We start from the raw sequence: 21167 nt of genomic DNA on the forward strand, positions 1-21167 counted from the left end.
GATATATGAATAAGCTTTATCTTTGGGGAATTATCATAACGGCTGCAATGTTGGCTGCAACATATGCAACAGTTGGATACCAAAAAGGCGGTCTCAATGATGATATCGTCAATATGCTTGCAATTGCAGGGGCTGTGGCACTTGTAATAATTACAGTATTTGTGGTTATCAAGTATGTTCGTCAGATGCAGGTTGATCAGGCAACTGGTGAATTGGCAGATGAGTCATGGGACAACATAGGTGAATATAAAAACCCGGTACCTTTTGGTTGGGCAATTATGTTTTTAGGTACAATGATTTGGGGTATGTGGTATTTTACAATCGGGTATCCAGTAAATGCATTTTCTCAAATCGGTCAGTACAATGAAGAAGTAAAAGAAAAAGATGCTGACTTTGAGAAAAAATATGCAAACATCAAAGGTGAACAACTTGTAAACATGGGTGAATCTGTGTATCTGGTTGAGTGTGTTGCCTGTCACGGTCTCAATGCTGACGGCAATAATGAAGTTGATGCGGCAGATTTAAACCGCAGAATATCTGCTAAAAGTGTGAAGTATGTTATCAATCACGGTTCAAACAACAAACTTTTAGGAACAGAGATGCCGATGCCTGATAGAAACGGTCTTTTCAATGCAGCAACCGGTGCATTGATTACAGATAAAGAGATAGATGAAGTGGCTGATTATGTTGCAGGCGGATTAAAAGATGCAAACAGCGCAGGTGCGGCAGTATTTGCAAATGTATGTGCCGCATGTCACGGTCCTGACGGAAAAGGCATGGCATATGTTGCTCCGGATATTGCAACTTGGAACCAACAACTGATCATCAATGTTCTTGATAACGGTAAAATAGGGGCTATTGGTAAAATGCCAGCAATGGACAGACTGAACCCTAAACAAAAAGAAGCTATTGCAGCATATGTGATGAGCTTAAGTAAAGGAGAGTAGCATGAATGAAAATAGAAGTGTTTTTGCTCTTGATGGTGTAACGGGTATGCTGATTGCAACTGTTTTACTGCTCAGCATATTGGTTTTTTTAACTGTTAATGCCTTAAGCGTACAACATGCAAATGCTGAAAACTTTTATCAGATAAAAGATGAAAAATCAATTAAGATGTTTAGTACCGAAAATGCTAAGCATGTTGTTGATGTGAAGTAAGGAGTTTAGAATGGAAAAAATTATTTCTTGGGGCCTTGTAATTATGGCTGCATATACTCTTTGGGCTGTTGTAACTCCAAATCATCTTTATGTTGGTTAGGAAGTTTATTTGAAACTTTTAAGAAGAGGGCTTTATGCCCTCACCCTCATACTGTTATTTCAAACACATTTATTTGCAGAGTATTTATATAAAGATGAAGTGATACACAACCCAAAATTCACGGAAGAGGTGGAAACCTTAGGGAGTACGCTTTATAAGAAAACAGGGATTTCTTTACGCCTGATGATGCTTAAAGAACTGCCAAAGAATATGACGATGTACGAATATGAAAAAAAAATATTATCGCAGTTTCAGGAACCGACAATATTGTTGACATTCTCTGAAATGAATTCGCAGGTAGATATAGAAGCAAATGATCAGTCTTTATATAAATATTTTGACAAAAAACAGGTACTGAGTCCGGTTACGTCCTATGTACAGGCTTTTATGATGGCAGCCTTTTATGCAAAAAGCTGGGATGACTTTGTCAGCATTATGAGCAATACCGGAGGGACTATTTTGCCTCTTTTAGGCGGAAAAGCAAAAAAAGGAATGGTCGCAGACAAATATTCTGCGGCAATGTTTAACGGTTACCTGGATATAGCGCAGCAGATAGCAAAAGCCAAGGGTGTCAAGTTGGGACATGGATTTGACAGTGATGCAAATCAAACGTCTTTGTTTTATGTAAGAGTATTATTCTATGGTTTTATTTTATATGGTATAGTTATGCTTTTTAAAAGAAAAATTTATAAAATGAGGCATAAAAATGAGCATTATAAAAAGTGGTAGACTCTGGCCTTATGCAATAGGGCTGGCAATTACAGGTGTTTTTGGCTTATGCGTATGGACAATTATAGAAACAAGCAAGGCTGACATACAGCCGAGTGATGATTATATGACAAAATACCAGGATGCAGATGCAAATGCAAACAAACTTATCAAACAGAGAATAGCTTTTGACAAAGCATATAAACTGAAATTTGTTTCAGACAGAATTTCAGAAAATGGTTCGGATGTAAAGTATGCCCTCACTACAAAAGAGGGCAAAGCGGTCAAAGGCGCAAAAATGATTTTGGAAATCAGCCGTCCTGAAGTTGACACCTACACAAAAACGCTCAAAGATCCTGTGTTTGAAGAGGGTCTTTATGTATTTCATGATGTGAAATTTCCAAAAAAAGGTGTTTGGAATCTGTTGTTAAAAGTAGATGTCGGTGACAAGAGCAGATTTTATGCCATCAAAACTGATACCCGCATCATAAACGACAGAAGCATCCAGGAAGCTTCGCAGTACTAAATATGGAAGAGACAACCATAGTCCTTCCGACTGCCCGTGCTATTCGTCACGAGCAGCTTGCTGCACAAGAACAGACACTCTTTTTACCCAACTACATTACTATGAGCGATTTTATCGCCAGACTCACGCTTGTAAAAGGCTATAAATTTATAGATGATGAGAGCAGAATACTGCTTTTGCTTGAAGCGTCAGATTTTAAAGGCTTTGCAAACCTTCAGATCGAGCGGAATTTTTTTACCTTTACCAAAAATTCTTCGTATATCTTTAAATTTTACGAAGAACTGAGTGCAGAACTTTATGATATCAATCTACTCAGCAGTGCCGATGTTTATGCAGAGTATGAAGAGCATATTGCCATTTTGCAAGAACTTTACAAACGTTATGAAAAACTGTGCAATGAAAAAAAACTGCTTGACAGAATATTTTTGCCAAAGCTTTACGAATTTAACGAAGCGTATGCAAAAACACATCAAAATGTGACGATTTATTTAGACGGGCATCTGACAAACTTTGAGCTTGAACTGTTGCAAAAGGCAAAGTCGTTTATGTCTATAAAACTCCGTTTCTGGGCGACGCGCTTTAATGAAAAGATGCAAAACAAACTGGGCGAACTCGGGTTTGAACTGGAAGCCGGATTTATATATGAACTTGACTTTAACAACATAAAAACGCTCACAAAAGAAAAAATACCTACAGATTACAAGCTTACATGTAACAGTTTCAGCGAATCTCTTTTGCAGGTTGCCTTTGTACAGCAGAAAATCTATGAATTTGTACAAAAAGGATATAATCCCCAAAACATTGCTGTCATTTTGCCCAATGAAACCGCAGCACCGATACTTAAAAGCTTTGATGAAAAGTGCAATCTGAACTTTGCAATGGGGGAGTCTTTTCGTCACTCCGGAGTTTATAAAAAAATCGAAGCAACATTAAATGCGATAGAACAGGACTCAAAAGAGAATGAGGCACGTATACAAAGAGTGGGAGATGAGCTCTTTTTACTTTTGCACGGACTCTACTATAAAAAAGTTTCAGAGATTGATTTTATACAAAAAATGCAGGAAGTGGCTGCTTTTTTTACCAATAGACAGGAGAAGAAAATATTGAACGAGGAGTTGCATAAAATAGAAAAACTTTTGCCTTTTATGCAGGATATGAGTGTAAAATCACTCTTGAATATTTTTATGCAGCGTCTGGCTTTGAGAACTGTGGATGATGTCCGTGGGGGCAAAGTGACGGTAATGGGAGTACTTGAGACAAGAAGTGTTCATTTTGATGCAGTAATTATTATAGATTTTGATGACAAAAATGTTCCAAAACGCAGTGATAAAGATATGTTTTTAAATACACAGATACGAAAAGCTGCCTCTTTGCCAACGATGGGAGACAGGGAAAGCCTGCAGAAACATTACTACCAAATGCTGATTTCACGCTCAAAAGAGGTGGCAATCGCCTATGTCAACTCAAGTGAGAGCAGCGGTTCAAGGTTTTTAAAACAACTCGGCATTACACAAAAAAATGAGCACAGAGAACTGGACTACGCTGAAATTCTCTTTCAAAAAAGAGAGGCAGGTTTTCAAAAAGAAGAAGAGATAATAGAGGAGTACAGTTTTAAAAATGTAGCGCTCTCTGCCAGCAGGCTCAAAACCTTCCTTACATGTAAGCGTAAATATTACTATAAATATATCCAACATATAAAAAACCATGAAATACCAAAAGATATGCCTCAGGAGTATGAAATAGGCAATGTCGTGCACAGTGCATTAAAAGCAGTCTATGAAAAGCAGAATTTTTATACGGATACCGAAAAGCTCAAAAAAGATATCAACAAAGCTCTGGATGATTTTTGCGGAGAGAGTGAGCTTGACAAGTATCTCGTTGAAATGCAAAAAAAACGTCTGGAGGCTTTTGCGGAGGCTGAAATAGAGCGGTTTAAAAAAGGCTGGAAAGTATTCAAAACAGAAGAACTTTTAGAAACGAATTTTGCAGGCATGAAAATTGTCGGTCAAATAGACAGAATAGATAAAAAAGAAAATCTTATCGAGGTGCTTGACTATAAAACAGGTGCCTACATGCTTTACAATAAAAACAACTACACAGAGGCAACGGACTTTCAGCTTGAATTTTACGCTCTTTTGGCCGGCGGTTTTGGAAACGTTGAGCGTTGCGGTTTTTATGATTTGAAAGAGTCTCAAATCATCCCGGAAGCATTTTTGCAAGAAAAAACAGAAATATTAAAATCTCATATCAAAGATCTCCTTTCCATAGAGTCCGTCAACTTTGAAAAATGTGAAGAGACAAAGCCCTGCCAGTTTTGTGAATATGCCATCATGTGTAATAGAGATTAATTGTAAGTATAATGCAAAATATTATTTATGAATACAGTAAAATTGAAAATAAAGGTCTGAAAAGCCATATCATCAACACGCCTAAACTATATAAATATTTTAAACTTGATTGGAATGTTTTATAATCACGACAGTATTGTGGGATATTGAATTTTGGGGCATTATACATTTGTAAAAGAGTATTTTTATGCCGATGAAAAAAGTGCAGATGAAATAACGGAAGAGGTCTTGAGAGAAAATAATGGCTAAGTTTGTTATTTACAGAAATGCTATAATACACTTAAGAAAGCAAAAAAGAGGTATATTATTATGACAAAACGTGATGTACTTAATTATTTAAAAGAGCATTACCCCGAGTTCCATAAACAATATGCGGTTGAAAAAATTGGATTGTTCGGAAGTTATGCAAGAGATGAAGCAACACCGCAGAGTGATATAGATATTTTTGTAAAAATGAGACCTAATATGTTTGATATGATTGCAATAAAAGAGCAGATAGAAGAAGATTTGCATATAAAAGTGGATATTGTGCGTGAACATAAAAATATGAAACCTTTTTTCCTGGAAATGATTCAAAAAGATTTGATTTATGCTTAATGATAAACAAAGAATGATTTTATCCACACTTGATGATATACGAATATCATTAGAACTCATTATTCAAAGATGCCAAAAAATAAATTCGAGTGATGATTTTTTAGAAAACGATGAGGGACTTTTAAAACTTGATAGTATCTCAATGCGACTAATTGCTATTGGAGAGGGTTTTAAAAATATTGATAAATTGTCTGAGGGAAAAATATTGCCTCAGTATCCAAATATTCCGTGGAGACAGGTAAAGGGAGTGCGAGATGTTTTATCTCATCACTATTTTGATTTGGATGCGGAGGTAATATTTGAAATTTGTCAAAATGATATACACAATCTTTTAGAAGCAACTGTTGAAATAATAAAAGATCTTCATGTCTAAGTTTAAAAATAATCTTGCCTACGAAGCGAGTGCGGGGAGCGGGAAGACTTTTATGCTTGTTGTGCGCTATCTTTCTCTACTTTTTAAAGGTGCGGAGCCTGCGAAGGTTTTGGCTCTTACTTTTACAAATAAAGCGGCTGCCGAGATGAGTGAGCGGATTGTCGAGACACTGCAGGCATTGGAATCACGTATGGAATTGCATGAAATTGCCAAAGAGTGTGGGATGTCTGACAAAGAGATTTTGGCAAAACGGTCGCAGATTTTGGCCGAGTTTTTAAATGCACATACGAAGATTATGACGATAGACAGCTTTTTCGCTCAGATTTTGAGAAAATTTTCTCTGTATGCCTTTTTGATGCCCGATTTTTCAACGGCGAATGCCCAGCATGAAGTCAAACTGATGTCTCGTTTTTTAAAAGAAGTCAGTGTTGCCAACAAACGCAAGACACTTATCAGTCTCTCTTTGGAATCAAACAAACGTGTCAGTGACATTTTTGCGCTGCTGGATGATTTTTATCTTAAAAAAGAGGAACTTTCTCATCTGAAGTTTCAAAAAAAATCGATACAGGCGTATGAAGAGGAGGCGATGCAAGGGCTCTCTCTTTTGCAAAATATTGTAAAAAACTGCAAAGAGGCATCGGTGACACTGCAAAAAGCCGTTGTTGCCCAAAATTTTGAAGCACTCAAAGCAAAAACATGGGTATATAAAGAGAGCCTGAACTACTGGGTCTTTAAAAAATGCTTCAGCCCTGCAATGGATGCGGCTCTGTTGCAAATTCAGCGTGCCGTACAGTCGCATGCAAAGGCAAAAGAGCAGAATTTTTTCTATGCCCTGAATGAACTTGTTACACTTTACAAAAAGGCAAAAAAAGCACTCTATGTAGATGAGGGAGAACTCAGTTTTTCGGATGTGACGCTTCTGGTGTATGAGATTTTGCACCGTCTCAATGAGAGCGAATTTCTGTACTTTCGCCTCGATGCAACGATAGAACATATGCTGCTTGATGAATTCCAAGATACCAGCATATTGCAGTATGAGATTTTAAAACCGCTTATCACAGAGATAACTTCGGGTGTGGGTGTCTGCAGCGAGGGAAGTTTTTTCTTTGTGGGGGATGTTAAACAGTCTATTTACCGTTTTAGGGGAGGTGTGTCGGCTCTTTTTGGGGAGGTGGCAAAAGAGCACCGCACCGAGGTAAAAAAACTTTTGACAAACTACCGTTCGCAAAAAGAGGTTATAGCGTTTGTCAACAGAGTCTTTGCGGATAAAATAAAAAACTACACTCCTCAGCTTGTTCGCAAAGAGGCACAGGGCGGTTTTGTCGAAGTGATTGCAGATGAGGAACTTTTGGATGCACTGGTTGAGCAGGTAAAGCGCTTGATAGATCTTGGCGCAGATGTGAATGACATTGCCGTTTTATGTGCGACTAACAGTGACGGACAGGTCATTAAAAACGTACTTGACGAACAAAATATAGAGGTTGTGACTGAGACAACCACAAAGCTTATCAACCAAAGAAGTGTCAAGGCTGTTTTGGAGTATTTGAAATATCTCTATTTCAGAGAAGAGATTTACAGACAGAACTTTTTTGCTTTGATAAATCAGGAGGTCAGGGCTGTTGCCACTGTAGATTTTAACAGTGTCAAGCTTGTAGATGTTGTGAAGAGATGTATAGAAGAGTACAGACTTTTTCAAGATGATTTTCACCTGATTCGCTTTTTGAATGCTGTATCCAAATATGCAGATATTGAAGCGCTTTTGTTTGAGTATGAAAGACTTGATACTTCTGCAGCGGCGGCTGATATCAGTGGAGTGAGGGTTTTAACGGTACATAAATCAAAAGGCCTGGAGTATGAGCATGTGATTGTCATGGACAGACTGAAAAAGGCTCCTGCCCCAAGAGATGCCATTATTTACAATTATGACGGCATCAAACTGCAAAATCTTTATCTGAGAACAAAAAACAGAGAGCTTATTGACCATGATTATGCCTATGCTCTTTCCAAAGAAAAAGAGCTTATACGAGAAGACAGTTTGAATGCCCTGTATGTTGCTTTTACAAGAGCAAGAGAAAACTTGATCATCCTTGCAAAACCAAAAGATTCCATATTTGCATTGCTGGATTTACAACCTCAAAGCTTCGGAGAACTGCGCTCTACATGTAAAGCCAAAAACATACCGCAGGCATATAAAAAACTTTCGTTTGAAAATATCTATTACGGAACACAGAGTGATTTGTTGGCATTAGAAAAACACAATGAAGAAGATTTGCAAGCCATTAATTTTGGAATTGCTTTGCACTATACTCTGGAGATGATGCAGGAGTTTACACAAGAAGCGCTTGCTTGTGCCAAAGATATGATGCTGAACAAATATGGCTTTATGCTCACAGAGCCAGAGATAGATGATATACAGCAGAGAATAGAGCGGCTTGTTGCTGCACCGGAGTTTTTGACTTTGACCCGGGGAGTATGCTATAAAGAAAAGGCTCTGCGCTATAAGAACAATCTGCGTTATCTTGATTTGTTGGTCAAACATGAAAAGGGAGAGTGGAGTGTGATAGACTACAAAAGTGCGATGCATTTTACCGAGGAGCATCGCAAGCAGGTTCGATACTATGTAAAAGCAGTGAAAGAGATAACGGGAGATGAAGTGCGTGGCTATATCTGCTATATCTTGGAAGATGCCGTTAAAATAGAGACCGTTTAAACGGGTAGAAGAGGTATTAAAAACAGGTTCTTGTGCAGAACCTGTTTTGCAGTTTAGACGATGACTGTTTTGATTTTTGCAATCAAATCGTCATTGCGTATAGGTTTCATTAAAAATCCATTTGCGCCGCACTCCAAAGCTTCTGCTTTTTTTGTTTCATCTGTTGTAAGAACCAAAATAGGAAGTTGACGCAGACTTTCATCGGCACGCACGACTTTAAGCATATCGATACCACCCATGATAGGCATAATGATATCCAAGAGTATCAAGTCAATATCATCACGGCTTTTTAAAACACCTATGGCATCTGAGCCGTTTTTTGCTTCGACAACCTCTTTTACATTTCCGCTTTTCATCAGCATAGATTTTAAAAGCTTCAAATTAATGAGATCATCATCAACTGCAAGCACAACCAAATCAGTTTTTTTCATAGTTATTTCCTTAAATAAATTTTTCTATAACAAGTCTCAGCAAGTCTTTGTTTATAATATTTTTAATCGTTTCATCTACATATTTTGAATCTTCTTCACTTACAGGTACAGCCGGATCTACAATCAATACCAGGTAGGTGGAGAGATTGTTTTTTTGACTTTTCTCTTTGACTGACCGGGCGAAATCTTTCAAGTCTAAAGTTTCTGTCTCTTTGTCAAACAATATAAGTTTATAGCTCTCCTCTTCAATTTTCTTTTGCAATTCATCTATATTGTCTATGACTTCGTAAGTATATCCAAGTGAACTGAGAATTTTTGTAAAAAGCTTTGTTTCAAAGGGACTTTTTTTAGCAAGAAGAATATCAGCTTTGTATTTTGCCGGAACTTGTTCCGGTACTGCTTTTTCTTCTTTTTCCGGTACTGCTTTTTCTTCTTCTTTTGCTTCTTCTTCCTGCTGTTGTGCTTTTTCTGTTTTCTTTTCTTCTGTCTTTGCATCATTGACATCCACAATGTGGTCTGCTAAAAAATGATTCAGCAGTGTTATGATCTCTTCACGTACTAATGGTTTTGTTGTATATTCATCAAGTCCGGCTGCTAAAAATCTTTCACGATCACCCTTGAGTGCATTTGCTGTTAAAGCGATTATTGGAACATGGGGCTGGTTGTATACCTCTTCATATTCAAGAATCTCCTGCGTCGCTTCTATACCATCAAGGAAAGGCATTTGGATATCCATAAAAATCAGATCATAGTTATTGTCTTTGCGTTTTTGAAATGCTTCAAGTCCATTGGATGCGATATCAACAGTGAGTCCCAAGTCTTCAAGTGTCCGTTTTATCAGTTTTTGGTTGATTATATTGTCTTCTGCAACAAGTACTTTTGCTGCAAATTTAGACGAACCGACTGTAAAGACTTTGTTTGAAGTTGTTTTTAATTTTGGTGCTGTAAAATTTTGACTTTGGTAATTTTCAAGGGCTGCTTTTAATTTGGTATTATTTAATGGCTCATATATGGTCTTAAATATCTCAATACCCATAGAGTCGATTTTTCTCATAAAATAAGATTTTGTAAGAAGTATCAGCTTTTGCGGAAGAGTGCTGTATGCTTTTAATTCTTCTTCGGTTGCATATTCATAATCTACAAAAAGCATATCATAATTTATTTGTCGCTGGAGTGTTTCACTTTCATTTTTGTTTTTAAATGTTGTATAGCTTACGCCGTAAAAATCAAGATACTCTTTGAGATAGGTGTCTTGTCTCTTTGTTTTATGAGCAGACTCTAAAATTAAAGCATTGATTCCCATATATTGTTCTTTGGCACTTTCGCTGATAACTTCTATCTCTTCAAAATCAAGTGTAAAGAAGAAAGTTGTTCCTTCTCCCGGTTCACTGTGCAGATCAAGTTGTCCGCCCATCAGTTCAATAAAACGCGCAGAAATTGTAAGACCAAGACCTGTACCGCCGTATTTACGTGTAATGGATGTGTCTGCCTGTGAAAAAGCTTCAAAAATTCTGGATTTTTGCTCGCTTGTAACACCGATACCGCTGTCTTGCACTTCAAATCTGATACGTGTTGTTCCTTCCTGAGGTGATTGCAGTTTTCTGATATCGACATTGATAGCTCCGGAACTGCTTGTAAACTTCACAGCATTAGAGAGCAGGTTAATAAGAACTTCTTTAATTTTTGTCGGGTCACCTTTGAGCGGCTGTTCAAGTTCAGGGTCAATAAAACATCCCAGATCAATGTGCTTTTCACTTGCACGGACAGCATATACATCAACGGCACTTTCAAACTCTTCTATAGGATTAAAGATTACATCTTCAATTTCAAGTTTATTGCTCTCGATTTTTGAAAGGTCAAGAATATTGTTGATAATTTCAAGCAGATTTTCTGAAGATTTTTCAATAATTTCAACAAACTCCTGTTGCTCTTCTTTGAGTCCTGTATCTTTAAGAAGTTCCGTAAAGCCAACAATTCCGTTGAGCGGTGTACGAATTTCATGGGACATATTTGCAAGAAACATCGATTTTGCTTCACTCGCTTCCTGTGCTGCTTCTTTATCCCGTTTTGTCTGTTCAATGATTTTTTCCAAAAGACTGTAGGCTTCTTCTGTCCCTTTGGCTGTATGAAGATTGATCTCAACTGCTTTGTCGCTTTCATTCGTGTCTTCTGCAACTTTTCTGAGGACACCTTCAAGGTTGTGAATATTTCTGGCAATTTCATTAGAGAGCAAAAAGCCCAAAACTGCCAATATGATTGAAATCAGCCAAATTGTCAATGTAATGGTCAAAAACTGTAAAGCTTCTGTTTTTACCTGAACGGCTCTGGTGTCCATGGCACTCAGGACAACATTTTCTCCCTCTGAAATAAGGTTGCTTTTTTCTGAAAGCATGGCAAACCAGACACCCGGGTTTGTTTCATACTCTCCGCTTGCTGCAGCAATTAAAATAGAAGCACGTTCTGAGTTAAGGTCATCAAAGAGCTCAAGAGCATCATCACTTTTAAATAGTTCATCAAGCTTTTTCTCAAGATTTTTGTCTTTGAGGTTATAGAAGTTGATAGCATCGGCTTTTGCGATTAATGAGAGCCATTGATTTATCTCTTCTTCTTCCATTTCTGTTGAACGGGCAAGGGTATAAGAGATAAAGTCACGTTCATCTGCAGTATAGGCATTTGCACGTACCAGCGAAATATAAACAGAAGCATAAGTGTTGATTTTACTGTCAAGCTGGTGCGACGTAATCGTTTCAAGCTGCTTGATAATTATTTTTTCTGCTTTACCGTATACCTTATTGTATATATCTTCAAAGTTTATTTTATGTGTATCAACCAATGTTCTGGCATGTTTTATACTTTGCATCGCATTTTTTAATGCCGTGTCTTTTTGTGAAAGTGCCTGTAGCTTTTGAAAATAGAGTTTTTCCTGTTTGTCAACGATCTTTCTCTGCTTTAAGAGTGATTTTAATGTATTTGGTGAGGAATTACCAAGGTACATTACGGTCATACCTCTTTCCCGGGAAACATTTCTCAGAAGGTTGTTGAGTTGCCTGTTTGTGGAAAGTTTATCCTGAAGAAGTTGTGCTGCTTTATAGTTTTCGTATGAGTTATATACAAAATAACTTGTAATAGAAATTAAAATAATAATCGGTAATAAACTAATAAGTCGAAGTCTGTTTTTTAGTCCTATTTGCATTGCCTATTCCTCTTCTTTTGAAATTGCTGTAAGTATATTTTCTATCTCTTTTACAGTTTGTGTCAGCGTCTCTTTATCTGTAGAGTGTGTGAGTGTTTCAAGTTCATTTGTAAAAGTGTGCATTCTCATATTGTCACTCATTCCTTTTAATTTTAAGGCCTGCCGCTTCAGTGCAGGGTAGTCTTGGGTGGCGAGAGCATCATTTATTTTTGCAATTATAGCATGTGCTTCTTTTATAAAGTCTTCAAAGAGTTCATTGAAACTCTCTAAATCCAGGCCTATCTCATTGGCAATTTTTTCTTTAGAATATTTTTTCTCATTTTCTGATTCTTCCTGCGTTTCTGTCTCTTCCTGCGTCTCTGTCTCTTCCTGCGTCTCTGTCTCTTCCTGAATTTCCTGTTCTTCTTGAATCTCCGGCTCTTCTTTAAATTCCAAAGTCAGTTCAGGTTCATCATCTTTAAAAGTGAGAATTTCTTCAGATTCCTGTGGTGCAACAAAATCATCATCATAAAGTTCCGGAATTTCAATTTTTTGAGGCACTTCATCATCTTTTATGGTGGCAAGATCTTCTTCACCGGCTAATTTTGCAATAATTCTGTAAAAATCATCCAGGTTTGTCTGTATGATATCGACATCAGAAGTAGCATTTATAATTGAAAGTACTTCATGTGCATCTTCAATACGAAGATTCGCTGCGACTCCTTTAAGCTTGTGCGAAAGAGTTTTAACATTATCAATATTTCCTTCTTCAAGTGATTTGTAAAGTTCATCTTTAAAGTCGTTTGCCTGGGTTATAAAATCCTGTATAAACTCTTCAATCAAATCAAGTGGCAAACCAAGCTCTTTTGATGCGATATTGGGGTCAAAAACATAGGTGCTTTTCGGTTTTTGAGGAGATTCCTGAACGAAAGGCTCTGTCTTTGTTACTTCCGGGGTTTCGATGCTTAAGTCACCTACATCCAGCATTGCATCAAGGTCTTCTTTCTCTTGTGTCTCCACATGTAACGGAGTGTCATACTCATCTTGTATGACTGTTGGTTCTTCTGTTGTCTTAAGGATTGGTTGTGACTGCTGTGGAGATACTGTTTCCGGTATTGTTCTTTGCGTAATATCTCCTGAAATAGCATCATACTCCTGCGCTGTAAGTGTTCGCAGATTGTTTAAGTGTACTATATAGGCTTTTTGAGTCGGATTGTCTACAAGGTAGGCATTTGTAATTGTAATTATTGCTTTGTAGTTTTTTGAATTGGCATTAATGATGACTTTGGATTCTTCATTAGACTCTGCACATGTTATATAGTCAATCCAGTGCACATGCTGAAAATTATGTATATATCCTGGTGTTTTTACAAACAAATCTGCGAAATCTGTCACTTCTGCGCGCAGATCAGCCAAATCTTTATATCCCAGTGTATGCAGGTTTTTTTCGTCAATACCCAAAAACTCTTTTTGAAAATTATAAATTAGCATTCTTCCATCCCTTATTCCTCTTCTGTCTCAAGCATCTTTTTATATGTTTCTTCTGTTTCTTGAATATCTTTGCGAGAGGCTGCTTTTCTGGCAGCAATATAACCTGTTATATTTTCATCATTATCTCTGATTGGCAGAATTTCTGTCTCTACCCAGTAGTACAGACCGTCTTTTCTAAGGTTTTTTACAAGTCCGTTCCAAGCCTGTCCACTTTGAATAGTTTCCCACATTTTTGCAAATATGCTGCGCGGCATATCCGGATGTCTGAGTATGTTGTGGGGTTGTCCTACCAGTTCATCGGCTTTATAACCGGATACACTGCAAAATAGTTTGTTTGCATAGGTAATAACACCTTTTAAATCTGTCTGAGAAATAATGACATTTCCGTCAAAAAAATACTCTTCGTCTACAGGGATAATTTTGCTCATTAAAAAACCTTATAATTAGTGATTCACTTGAATTCTCACAAATATATCATAAAGGAGTGAAAAAAAAACTTATTTATAAAAATTTTTGATGGTTTTTGCATCTTTTGTATTTAAAAGTGAACGAATATCATCAAATGTGGCACTTTTGAGTGCTTCAAAGGTGCCATAATGATTGAGCAGTTTTTGAATTTTTGCAGCCGATATTCCATGTAAACTTAAAAGTCTGCTCTCCTGGTCAAGTTTGAGTTTTGTTTTTTTGTGAAATGTGATCGCTGCTCTGTGTGCTTCATCCCGTAAATTTTGAACCCACTGCAGACGTTTGTCACTTGTTTTGAGTCTGAAAATTTTCTCTTTTGTATAGAGAATATCCTGAGCATTTCCTTTGGCCCGGTGTGCCTTGGCATCAACTTTTTCTTTTGAAATGGCTATGACATCAAGGGCGATACCGTTGGATTCAAGTATGTCAAGTGCAAGTTTAAGCAGTGTTGCTCCTCCGTCGAGTATCCACAGGTCCGGCGGTGAATTTTTAGAAAAACTCTCTACTCTTTTTGTAAGTGTTTCGCGCATTTGGGAGTACTCGTCTTTTGCCTCCAGATGATAGGTTCTGTAGGATTTCTTGTCAAACTTTGCATTTTCATATACGACCATAGCTCCGACTGTTGCAACACCGGACATATGGGAATTGTCAAATATTTCCACTCTGTTTGGAATTTTTTGCAATTGACACAGTTCCTGGAGTTCTTCGAGTATTTTGACATTAAGTGTTTCTTTGTCTTTTTTCAATAACTCCGCTGCATTTAATTTTGCCAAAGCAATCAAGTCTTTTTTCTTTCCTCTTTGAGGGATGAGAATGTGTGCTTTTTGACCAAATACTTTTGTGAGGTGATGCGCTATAAGTTCTTTGTCCTCAAAACTCTGAGGAAGAAGAATCGGAGCAACGATGGGAGGCTTTTCATCTTTGTAAAATCCAAGCAGTGCTCTTGAATAGAGCTCATTCAAATCCAAGCCTTCATGAAGCTGCAGATACTCATGAGAAGAAGAGATTATTTTGCCGTGTCGCATAAATATTTTTACAACTACCGCTCTTTTTTCAGAATTTTCTATTGCAAAAATATCATAATGTTCATTTGTGGCAAAATCAATTTCGCTTTTAATCTGGGACCGTTCTATTCTCTCTATGGTGTCTCTGAGCTCGGCGGCTTCTTCAAAGCGCAACTCCTGGGCATAAAACTCCATTTTTTCTTCCAGTTTGCCAAGAAGCAGTTTTTTGTTTTTAATCAGCTGCGATGCAAGTGTTACTTCCTGCTGATAACGCTCTTTGCTGATTGGCAGTTCACAGGGACCGAGACATTTGTCTATCTGATAGTAGAGACAAAGTTTTTTTGACTTCAGACAGGATTTTTTCTGTACAAGTTTGCAAATATCATAAATGGAGTTGAGAATATCTCTCGCACCGACAGAGTAGGGACCATAGTAGGTGATATCTTTGGAGTTAATCACCTTTCTTGTAATGTCGAACCGAGGGTACTCCTGAGAGTTGTCTATATAAATGTAGGGGTAGGTTTTGTCATCACGGAGCAAAATATTGTATTTCGGACCCAGCTGTTTGATCAGTGAATTTTCAAGTATGAGCGCATCATGTTCGGAATTTACAATGATATAATCCATGGAAACGGTTTGGTTTATCATTTTTGAGATGCGCAAAGAGAGCTGCGGATTTGCACAAAGTTCGGGAGTAAACTGCCAGTAGCTTTTTACACGCTTGGCAAGGTTCTTGGCTTTGCCCACATACAGGAGATGGCCGTTTTTGTCAAAATACTGATAGACTCCCGGGTTGTTCGGCAGTTGTTGGATTTTTTCTTTAAGTGTCATTTTTTTCTTTTATAATTTTTTGGATAGAGAGAATAAGTTCTCTGAGTTTTTCATCATGAACAGGAATGTCAAAGTTTCCCGTTGCTCTTTCCCTGTAGGATACAATTTTTCTGGGTTGTGTCAATGCTGTTGTGTCTCCATGTAAAGCAGGTTTATGTGTAACAAAAGCTTTTATATCTGTTATAGTTTCATTTTCACATTCTGCGGGAGTGTGAAACTTTAAAGCACTTTTAATGCTTTGTATACTATTATCAAATTCTTGTTTGGCACCGGGATGATTGAGAACGAAAAAAAGTATTTTATTTTTTATATATGAAAACTTAATCATCTTTTGTAAAGGGGGACTGAATGCCGATTGTATTTTATGAATGCATTTGTATTGAGACAGTTTGGAAAATTGAGGTTTATTTTGAAGAGAGTTGAGAATATCACTGCTGTTTTTCATAGGCTAATTATAGCAAGCTTTTTATTAAGCGTAAGCGGGTGCGGCTATAAAGCACCCCCTTATTATGAACAGAGTGTACCAAAAGAGGATAAAAATGTGAAGTTTATTATTCAAAAGAAAGAGTTTAATAATGATACGAATGAAAGCTGTGCACCGTAATGACTGAATATGATGTAGTAATAATAGGCGCAGGTGTGGCAGGACTCTATGCAAGTATGAATATCCCTGCTGAGAAAAAAGTGCTTATTATCAATAAGCGGGAAACTTTTAAATGCAATACATTCTATGCCCAGGGCGGAGTAGCGCTGGCTCGTGATGAAGCGGATATTCCGGTACATATAAAAGATACGCTTGCCGCCGGTGACGGGCTGTGTGATCCGGAAGCGGTGGATGTGCTGAGCCAGAATTCACGTCAGGCGATTGATGACCTGATAGAACAGGGGTTTCGTTTTGACACCAATGAAGAGGGGGAACTTCTTTATACAAAAGAGGCGGCACATTCCTGCGAACGGATACTGCATGCAGGCGGTGATGCGACGGGGAGATATCTGCACCATTTTCTTCTTGAACATACTGCCCATGCGATGCTCAGTGATGCAAGAGTCGTTGATCTGCTGATTGATAATGGCGAATGTTATGGCGTTACCGTACTTGATCACAGACAGCGCAGAAACATATATGCAAAAAATGTCATTATAGCGAGCGGAGGCGTAGGTTCTTTGTATGAATACCATACAAATGCACCCTGTATCAGTGCTGATATACAGGGACTTTGTGTGATGAAAGGCATAGCCCTTGACAGAATGGAAATGTTGCAGTTTCATCCCACTGTATTTGTAAATTCCAACAATGCCCAAAAAATGCTCTTGACAGAAGCTCTCCGTGGAGAAGGGGCAACCATAGAGGATGAAACCGGAAAAAGATTCCTGTTTGATTATGATGAGAGAGGCGAGCTGGCTTCACGCGATATTGTCAGCAAGGCAATATATAAATATAAAAAGAAGACAGGTATGCATGTGTATCTCAACTGTGAAAATTTTGATAAAGAGTATTTTGAACACAGGTTTCCAAATATTTGCAAGAACCTAAGGGAACTGGGCTTTAATGTTCCTGCGCAAAGGGTTCCGATATCGCCTGCTTTTCATTATGCCATCGGTGGTATTCGCACCGATTTGAATGCCAGAGTGCCAAATGTAAAAAATTTGTATGCTGTTGGCGAAGTTGCTTCAACAAGGGTGCATGGAGCAAACAGACTGGCATCGAACTCACTGTTGGAGGGTTTGGTTTTTGCAAAAAGGGCAGTGGATGATATTTTAAAAAATATTGACACTCCTAAAAGTATGAAAACATTTGAACTCCATGATGAGGTGATGAGTCTCAAAGAGGACAAGGCGAAAAAAGACCAGCTCAGACGAATAATGTGGGAAAATGTTTCTATAATTCGTACAAAAAGCGGATTAAACGATGCTTTATCCACAATTAATGCACTTTTAAATGAAAATATTGGTAAACTACTAAAATTTCGTTTACTGACGGCAAAAGAGATAGTAATATCTGCATTAAACAGGCATGAATCCATAGGGGTTCATACAATACAAGAGGAGAATTAATGGAACACGAAGCAATAAATCTTGCAACAACCTGGGTAGGATGGCTGAGCTTAGCTGTCTTTGTTATAGCGTATTATTTTATCGCTACAGAAGAAAAATATGAGATAAACAAAGCAAAACCGGCACTGTTTGCCGGTACATTTATGTTTATGCTTATCGGTATTTATTATGCTATTAACGGGATGAATCCTGATCCGCTGCATGATGAACTGGAAAAACTGATTTTGGAAATAGCCGAAATTTTCTTTTTCCTGCTTGTTGCAATGACTTTTATTGAGACGCTTTTAGAACGCGGTGTTTTTGATCTGTTAAAGTATAAACTTGTCTCAAAAGGGTATACCTATAAAAAACTCTTTTGGCTGACCGGTCTGCTGGCATTTTTTATCTCCCCTGTCGCAGACAACCTGACAACTGCTTTGATCCTTTCCACCGTGCTTTTTACGATTGACAAGAAAAATCTTGCATTTTTGGTTCCGGGAGCTATAAATATTGTCGTAGCTGCCAATGCAGGCGGCGCATGGTCTCCGTTTGGTGACATTACAACACTCATGGCATGGACTGCCGGCAAAGGAGAGTTTGTGGACTTTCTTTTCCTCTTTCCTGCTTCTGTTGTCGGCTGGGTTGTTACAGCATTTTTACTCTCTTTGTCCGTTCCCTCGGGAGAACCGCCGTTTGATGCAGCGACAGAAAAGAAACCCAAAGTACTTGATGGTGGAATAACCGTTGCCTATTTGGGAGTATTGACCATTGCAATTGCTGTTCTCGGGCATACATTTTTTCATTTTCCGGCAATGTGGGGTATGATGTTCGGTCTGGCTATTTTAAAACTTTATGCGTTCCAGCTTGAAAGAACAGGAAAGAACAGTTTTAACATTTATGTCAATATGGAAAAGGTAGAGAACGATACGCTTCTTTTCTTCTTCGGTATTCTTTCGGCTGTCGGAGCATTGCACTTTTTAGGCTTTTTGGAATACATCCATCATCTGTATGAGTTGCTTGGTTCAACCACAGCCAATATCGGTGTCGGATTCCTTTCTGCAATTGTAGACAATGTACCGGTAATGAGTGCAATTTTAAAATCTTCTCCAAACATGGGAATAGACCAGTGGATGCTTGTAACCATGACAGCGGGTATAGGCGGCAGTCTGATCTCTTTTGGTTCGGCAGCCGGTGTCGGAGTTATGGGAAAACTTCGCGGAATCTATACTTTCGGTTCACACATGAAGCATTCATGGACTATTTTAGTGGGATATGCGGTCTCTATTATAATCTGGTACGTTCAGTTTGAAATTATGGGACTTTATTAAAAATCCAAATTTCGGAACCCGCACTTTATGTGCGGGCTTTGTCTCTAATGGCTAAGACTTGGATTTCCAAGAACAAATCAAACATTAATCTTATTTATTGTATCCTTTCATAACTTAAATTCTTTTCAACTTTTCTTTTCTCAAAAAACATTGTTTTTTGTAGCTTTAGGGGGTTGTAGGGACGCAGAGTCCCTGCTGTAAAATGGGCTTTTGCTCATTTTATATATAAATTTATCAAAAGGCATTTCAATGACAAATGTTAGCATTATAGTTTTAGACTTTGGTTCTCAATACACACAACTCATCGCTCGTCGTCTTCGTGAAGATAAAATATACTGTGAAATCCTTCCTTTTCATACAAAAGCCCAGGATATTGCAGCGAAAAATCCTCAGGGTATCATACTCAGCGGAGGTCCCTCTTCTGTATACAACAAAGATGCCTATGAAGTTGACAAAGAGGTTTATAAAATGGGCATTCCGATTCTTGGTATCTGTTATGGAATGCAAAGGATTGCGGTAGATTTTGGCGGTTCGGTTATACGTTCTGACCACCATGAATACGGAAAAGCAGAACTTGACATAGTCGGCTACCCTGACAATGTTTCTCCTCTTTTTAAAGATTGTGACAATCACACTGTAGTATGGATGAGCCACTCGGACAGAGTAGAAACACTTCCTGAGGGTTTTAAGGTAATTGCCACATCTGACAATTCACCGTATGCGGCCATTGCAAATGATGAAAAACGTGTCTATGCGCTTCAGTTTCATCCGGAAGTACAGCACTCTGAAGAAGGGTACCTGATGCTTCGCAACTTTGCAAAAAATATCTGTGGCGTCACAGAAAAATGGAAAATGGAGCATTTTCTCAAGCAGCAGATTGAATCCATTCGCGAACGTGTCGGTGACGCCAAAGTGCTTTGCGGACTGAGCGGCGGTGTTGACAGTTCTGTTGTGGCAGCAATGCTGTATGAAGCAATCGGTGATCAGCTTATTCCTGTGTTTGTAGATAACGGACTGTTACGCAAAGGTGAGAGAGAGCAGGTTGAAGAAGTTTTCAAAGTAAATCTCAAAGCGCCTCTTGTTACTGTGGATGCAGCGGATAACTTCTTAACAAAACTGGCAGGAGTGAGCGACCCTGAACAAAAACGCAAAATTATCGGGCATACTTTTATAGAAGAGTTTGAAAAAGAGGCGAAAAAACATGACGGTATTAAGTTTTTGGCACAGGGAACACTCTATCCGGATGTCATTGAATCTATCTCTGTCAACGGCCCCTCAGAAGTGATTAAATCTCACCATAATGTCGGCGGTCTTCCTGACTGGATGGATTTTGAACTGATTGAGCCGCTGCGTGAACTTTTTAAAGACGAAGTACGTAAAATCGGACTGGAACTGGGACTTCCGGAGAGTATGATTAACCGTCATCCTTTTCCCGGACCTGGTCTTGCTATTAGAATCATGGGGGATGTCAATGTTCCTGATTTGGATCTTTTACGCGAAGCAGATGTTATTTTGCTCGATGAACTCAAAGCAAGCGGATATTATGCAAAAACATGGCAGGCTTTTGCCGTGCTTTTAAATGTAAAATCAGTAGGGGTTATGGGTGACAACCGTACCTATGACAACACGGTATGTATCAGAGTTGTAGAAGCAGTTGATGGTATGACAGCAACATTCGCACATCTGCCGCATGACCTGCTTGAGAGAATTTCAAGAAGAATCATTAATGAGGTTGATGGAATAAACCGCGTAGTTTATGATATATCATCTAAGCCGCCCGCAACAATAGAGTGGGAATAAAATTGAGAAAAATTTCGGCTCATCTTGAAAGGATTGAGGAATCAGCATAGTTTAACTATGCCTTAACCTCAAAACATTCCAATCTGAACCA

General features: G+C 38.2%; 18 protein-coding genes. 12 read left to right on the forward strand and 6 right to left on the reverse strand.

Annotated elements, in window-relative coordinates; all coding sequences use genetic code 11:
- The first annotated feature begins 5 nt into the window (after positions 1–5).
- The 8 genes from ETP70_RS01025 to ETP70_RS01060 all read left to right on the forward strand — a co-directional run bounded on the left by ETP70_RS01025 (position 6) and on the right by ETP70_RS01060 (position 8520).
- Positions 6–947 (forward strand): c-type cytochrome, encoded by a 942-nt coding sequence (locus tag ETP70_RS01025; protein WP_151899420.1) that lies wholly within the window; start codon positions 6–8, stop codon positions 945–947.
- A gap of 1 nt (position 948) precedes the next feature.
- Positions 949–1158, forward strand: coding sequence for a DUF4006 family protein (locus ETP70_RS01030; RefSeq protein WP_151899421.1), 210 nt, complete (start codon positions 949–951; stop codon positions 1156–1158).
- A 109-nt stretch (positions 1159–1267) separates the two neighbouring features.
- A complete protein-coding gene (locus ETP70_RS01035) occupies positions 1268–1987 on the forward strand; it encodes a 3-dehydroquinate dehydratase (protein WP_151899422.1) in 720 nt (239 codons plus the stop codon).
- The gene (locus ETP70_RS01040; protein WP_151899423.1) at positions 1965–2492 is read left to right on the forward strand and encodes a FixH family protein; all 528 of its coding nucleotides are present in this window, start codon (positions 1965–1967) and stop codon (positions 2490–2492) included. The genes ETP70_RS01035 and ETP70_RS01040 overlap by 23 nt, the downstream gene beginning before the upstream one ends.
- Positions 2493–2494: 2 nt before the next feature.
- Positions 2495–4840, forward strand: coding sequence for a PD-(D/E)XK nuclease family protein (locus ETP70_RS01045; RefSeq protein WP_151899424.1), 2346 nt, complete (start codon positions 2495–2497; stop codon positions 4838–4840).
- Between the two features lie 309 nt (positions 4841–5149).
- Positions 5150–5437 (forward strand): nucleotidyltransferase family protein, encoded by a 288-nt coding sequence (locus tag ETP70_RS01050; protein ID WP_151899425.1) that lies wholly within the window; start codon positions 5150–5152, stop codon positions 5435–5437.
- Entirely contained in the window at positions 5430–5810 is a 381-nt protein-coding gene (locus ETP70_RS01055; protein WP_230973290.1) for a HepT-like ribonuclease domain-containing protein, read from the forward strand. The genes ETP70_RS01050 and ETP70_RS01055 overlap by 8 nt, the downstream gene beginning before the upstream one ends.
- Positions 5803–8520: a RecB-like helicase gene (locus ETP70_RS01060; protein WP_151899426.1), complete on the forward strand. Its 2718-nt coding sequence runs from the start codon at positions 5803–5805 to the stop codon at positions 8518–8520. Before ETP70_RS01055 ends, ETP70_RS01060 begins: the two co-directional genes overlap by 8 nt.
- Before the next feature lie 53 nt (positions 8521–8573).
- Here the strand turns inward: ETP70_RS01060 and ETP70_RS01065 are convergent, their stop codons facing one another.
- The 6 genes from ETP70_RS01065 to ETP70_RS01090 form a co-directional block, all read right to left on the reverse strand.
- Positions 8574–8951 (reverse strand): response regulator, encoded by a 378-nt coding sequence (locus ETP70_RS01065; protein ID WP_151899427.1) that lies wholly within the window; start codon positions 8949–8951, stop codon positions 8574–8576.
- A 10-nt stretch (positions 8952–8961) separates the two neighbouring features.
- Complete coding sequence (locus tag ETP70_RS01070) at positions 8962–12144, reverse strand: ATP-binding protein (RefSeq protein ID WP_151899428.1); 3183 nt, start codon at positions 12142–12144, stop codon at positions 8962–8964.
- 3 nt (positions 12145–12147) lie between these two features.
- Positions 12148–13614 carry an Hpt domain-containing protein gene (locus ETP70_RS01075; protein WP_151899429.1) on the reverse strand — a complete coding sequence of 489 codons (1467 nt, stop codon included), beginning with the start codon at positions 13612–13614 and terminating at the stop codon, positions 12148–12150.
- An 11-nt stretch (positions 13615–13625) separates the two neighbouring features.
- Positions 13626–14042 carry a PAS domain-containing protein gene (locus tag ETP70_RS01080; protein WP_151899430.1) on the reverse strand — a complete coding sequence of 139 codons (417 nt, stop codon included), beginning with the start codon at positions 14040–14042 and terminating at the stop codon, positions 13626–13628.
- Positions 14043–14111: 69 nt separating this feature from the next.
- Positions 14112–15914, reverse strand: coding sequence for an excinuclease ABC subunit UvrC (uvrC, locus tag ETP70_RS01085; protein WP_151899431.1), 1803 nt, complete (start codon positions 15912–15914; stop codon positions 14112–14114).
- A complete protein-coding gene (locus ETP70_RS01090) occupies positions 15904–16242 on the reverse strand; it encodes a hypothetical protein (RefSeq protein ID WP_230973291.1) in 339 nt (112 codons plus the stop codon). The genes uvrC and ETP70_RS01090 overlap by 11 nt, the downstream gene beginning before the upstream one ends.
- 81 nt (positions 16243–16323) lie before the next feature.
- Between ETP70_RS01090 and ETP70_RS01095 the strand changes: the two genes are divergently transcribed.
- The 4 genes from ETP70_RS01095 (at position 16324) to guaA (ending at position 21076) form a co-directional block, all read left to right on the forward strand.
- Positions 16324–16518, forward strand: coding sequence for a hypothetical protein (locus tag ETP70_RS01095; protein WP_151899433.1), 195 nt, complete (start codon positions 16324–16326; stop codon positions 16516–16518).
- A complete protein-coding gene (gene nadB / locus ETP70_RS01100) occupies positions 16518–17969 on the forward strand; it encodes an L-aspartate oxidase (protein WP_151899434.1) in 1452 nt (483 codons plus the stop codon). The genes ETP70_RS01095 and nadB overlap by 1 nt, the downstream gene beginning before the upstream one ends.
- Entirely contained in the window at positions 17969–19276 is a 1308-nt protein-coding gene (nhaD, locus tag ETP70_RS01105; RefSeq protein WP_151899435.1) for a sodium:proton antiporter NhaD, read from the forward strand. Before nadB ends, nhaD begins: the two co-directional genes overlap by 1 nt.
- Positions 19277–19525: 249 nt before the next feature.
- Positions 19526–21076 carry a glutamine-hydrolyzing GMP synthase gene (guaA, locus tag ETP70_RS01110; protein WP_151899436.1) on the forward strand — a complete coding sequence of 517 codons (1551 nt, stop codon included), beginning with the start codon at positions 19526–19528 and terminating at the stop codon, positions 21074–21076.
- Positions 21077–21167 lie beyond the last annotated feature (91 nt).

It is taken from the genome of Sulfurimonas hydrogeniphila, from assembly GCF_009068765.1.
In the GTDB taxonomy this organism is placed as follows: domain Bacteria; phylum Campylobacterota; class Campylobacteria; order Campylobacterales; family Sulfurimonadaceae; genus Sulfurimonas; species Sulfurimonas hydrogeniphila.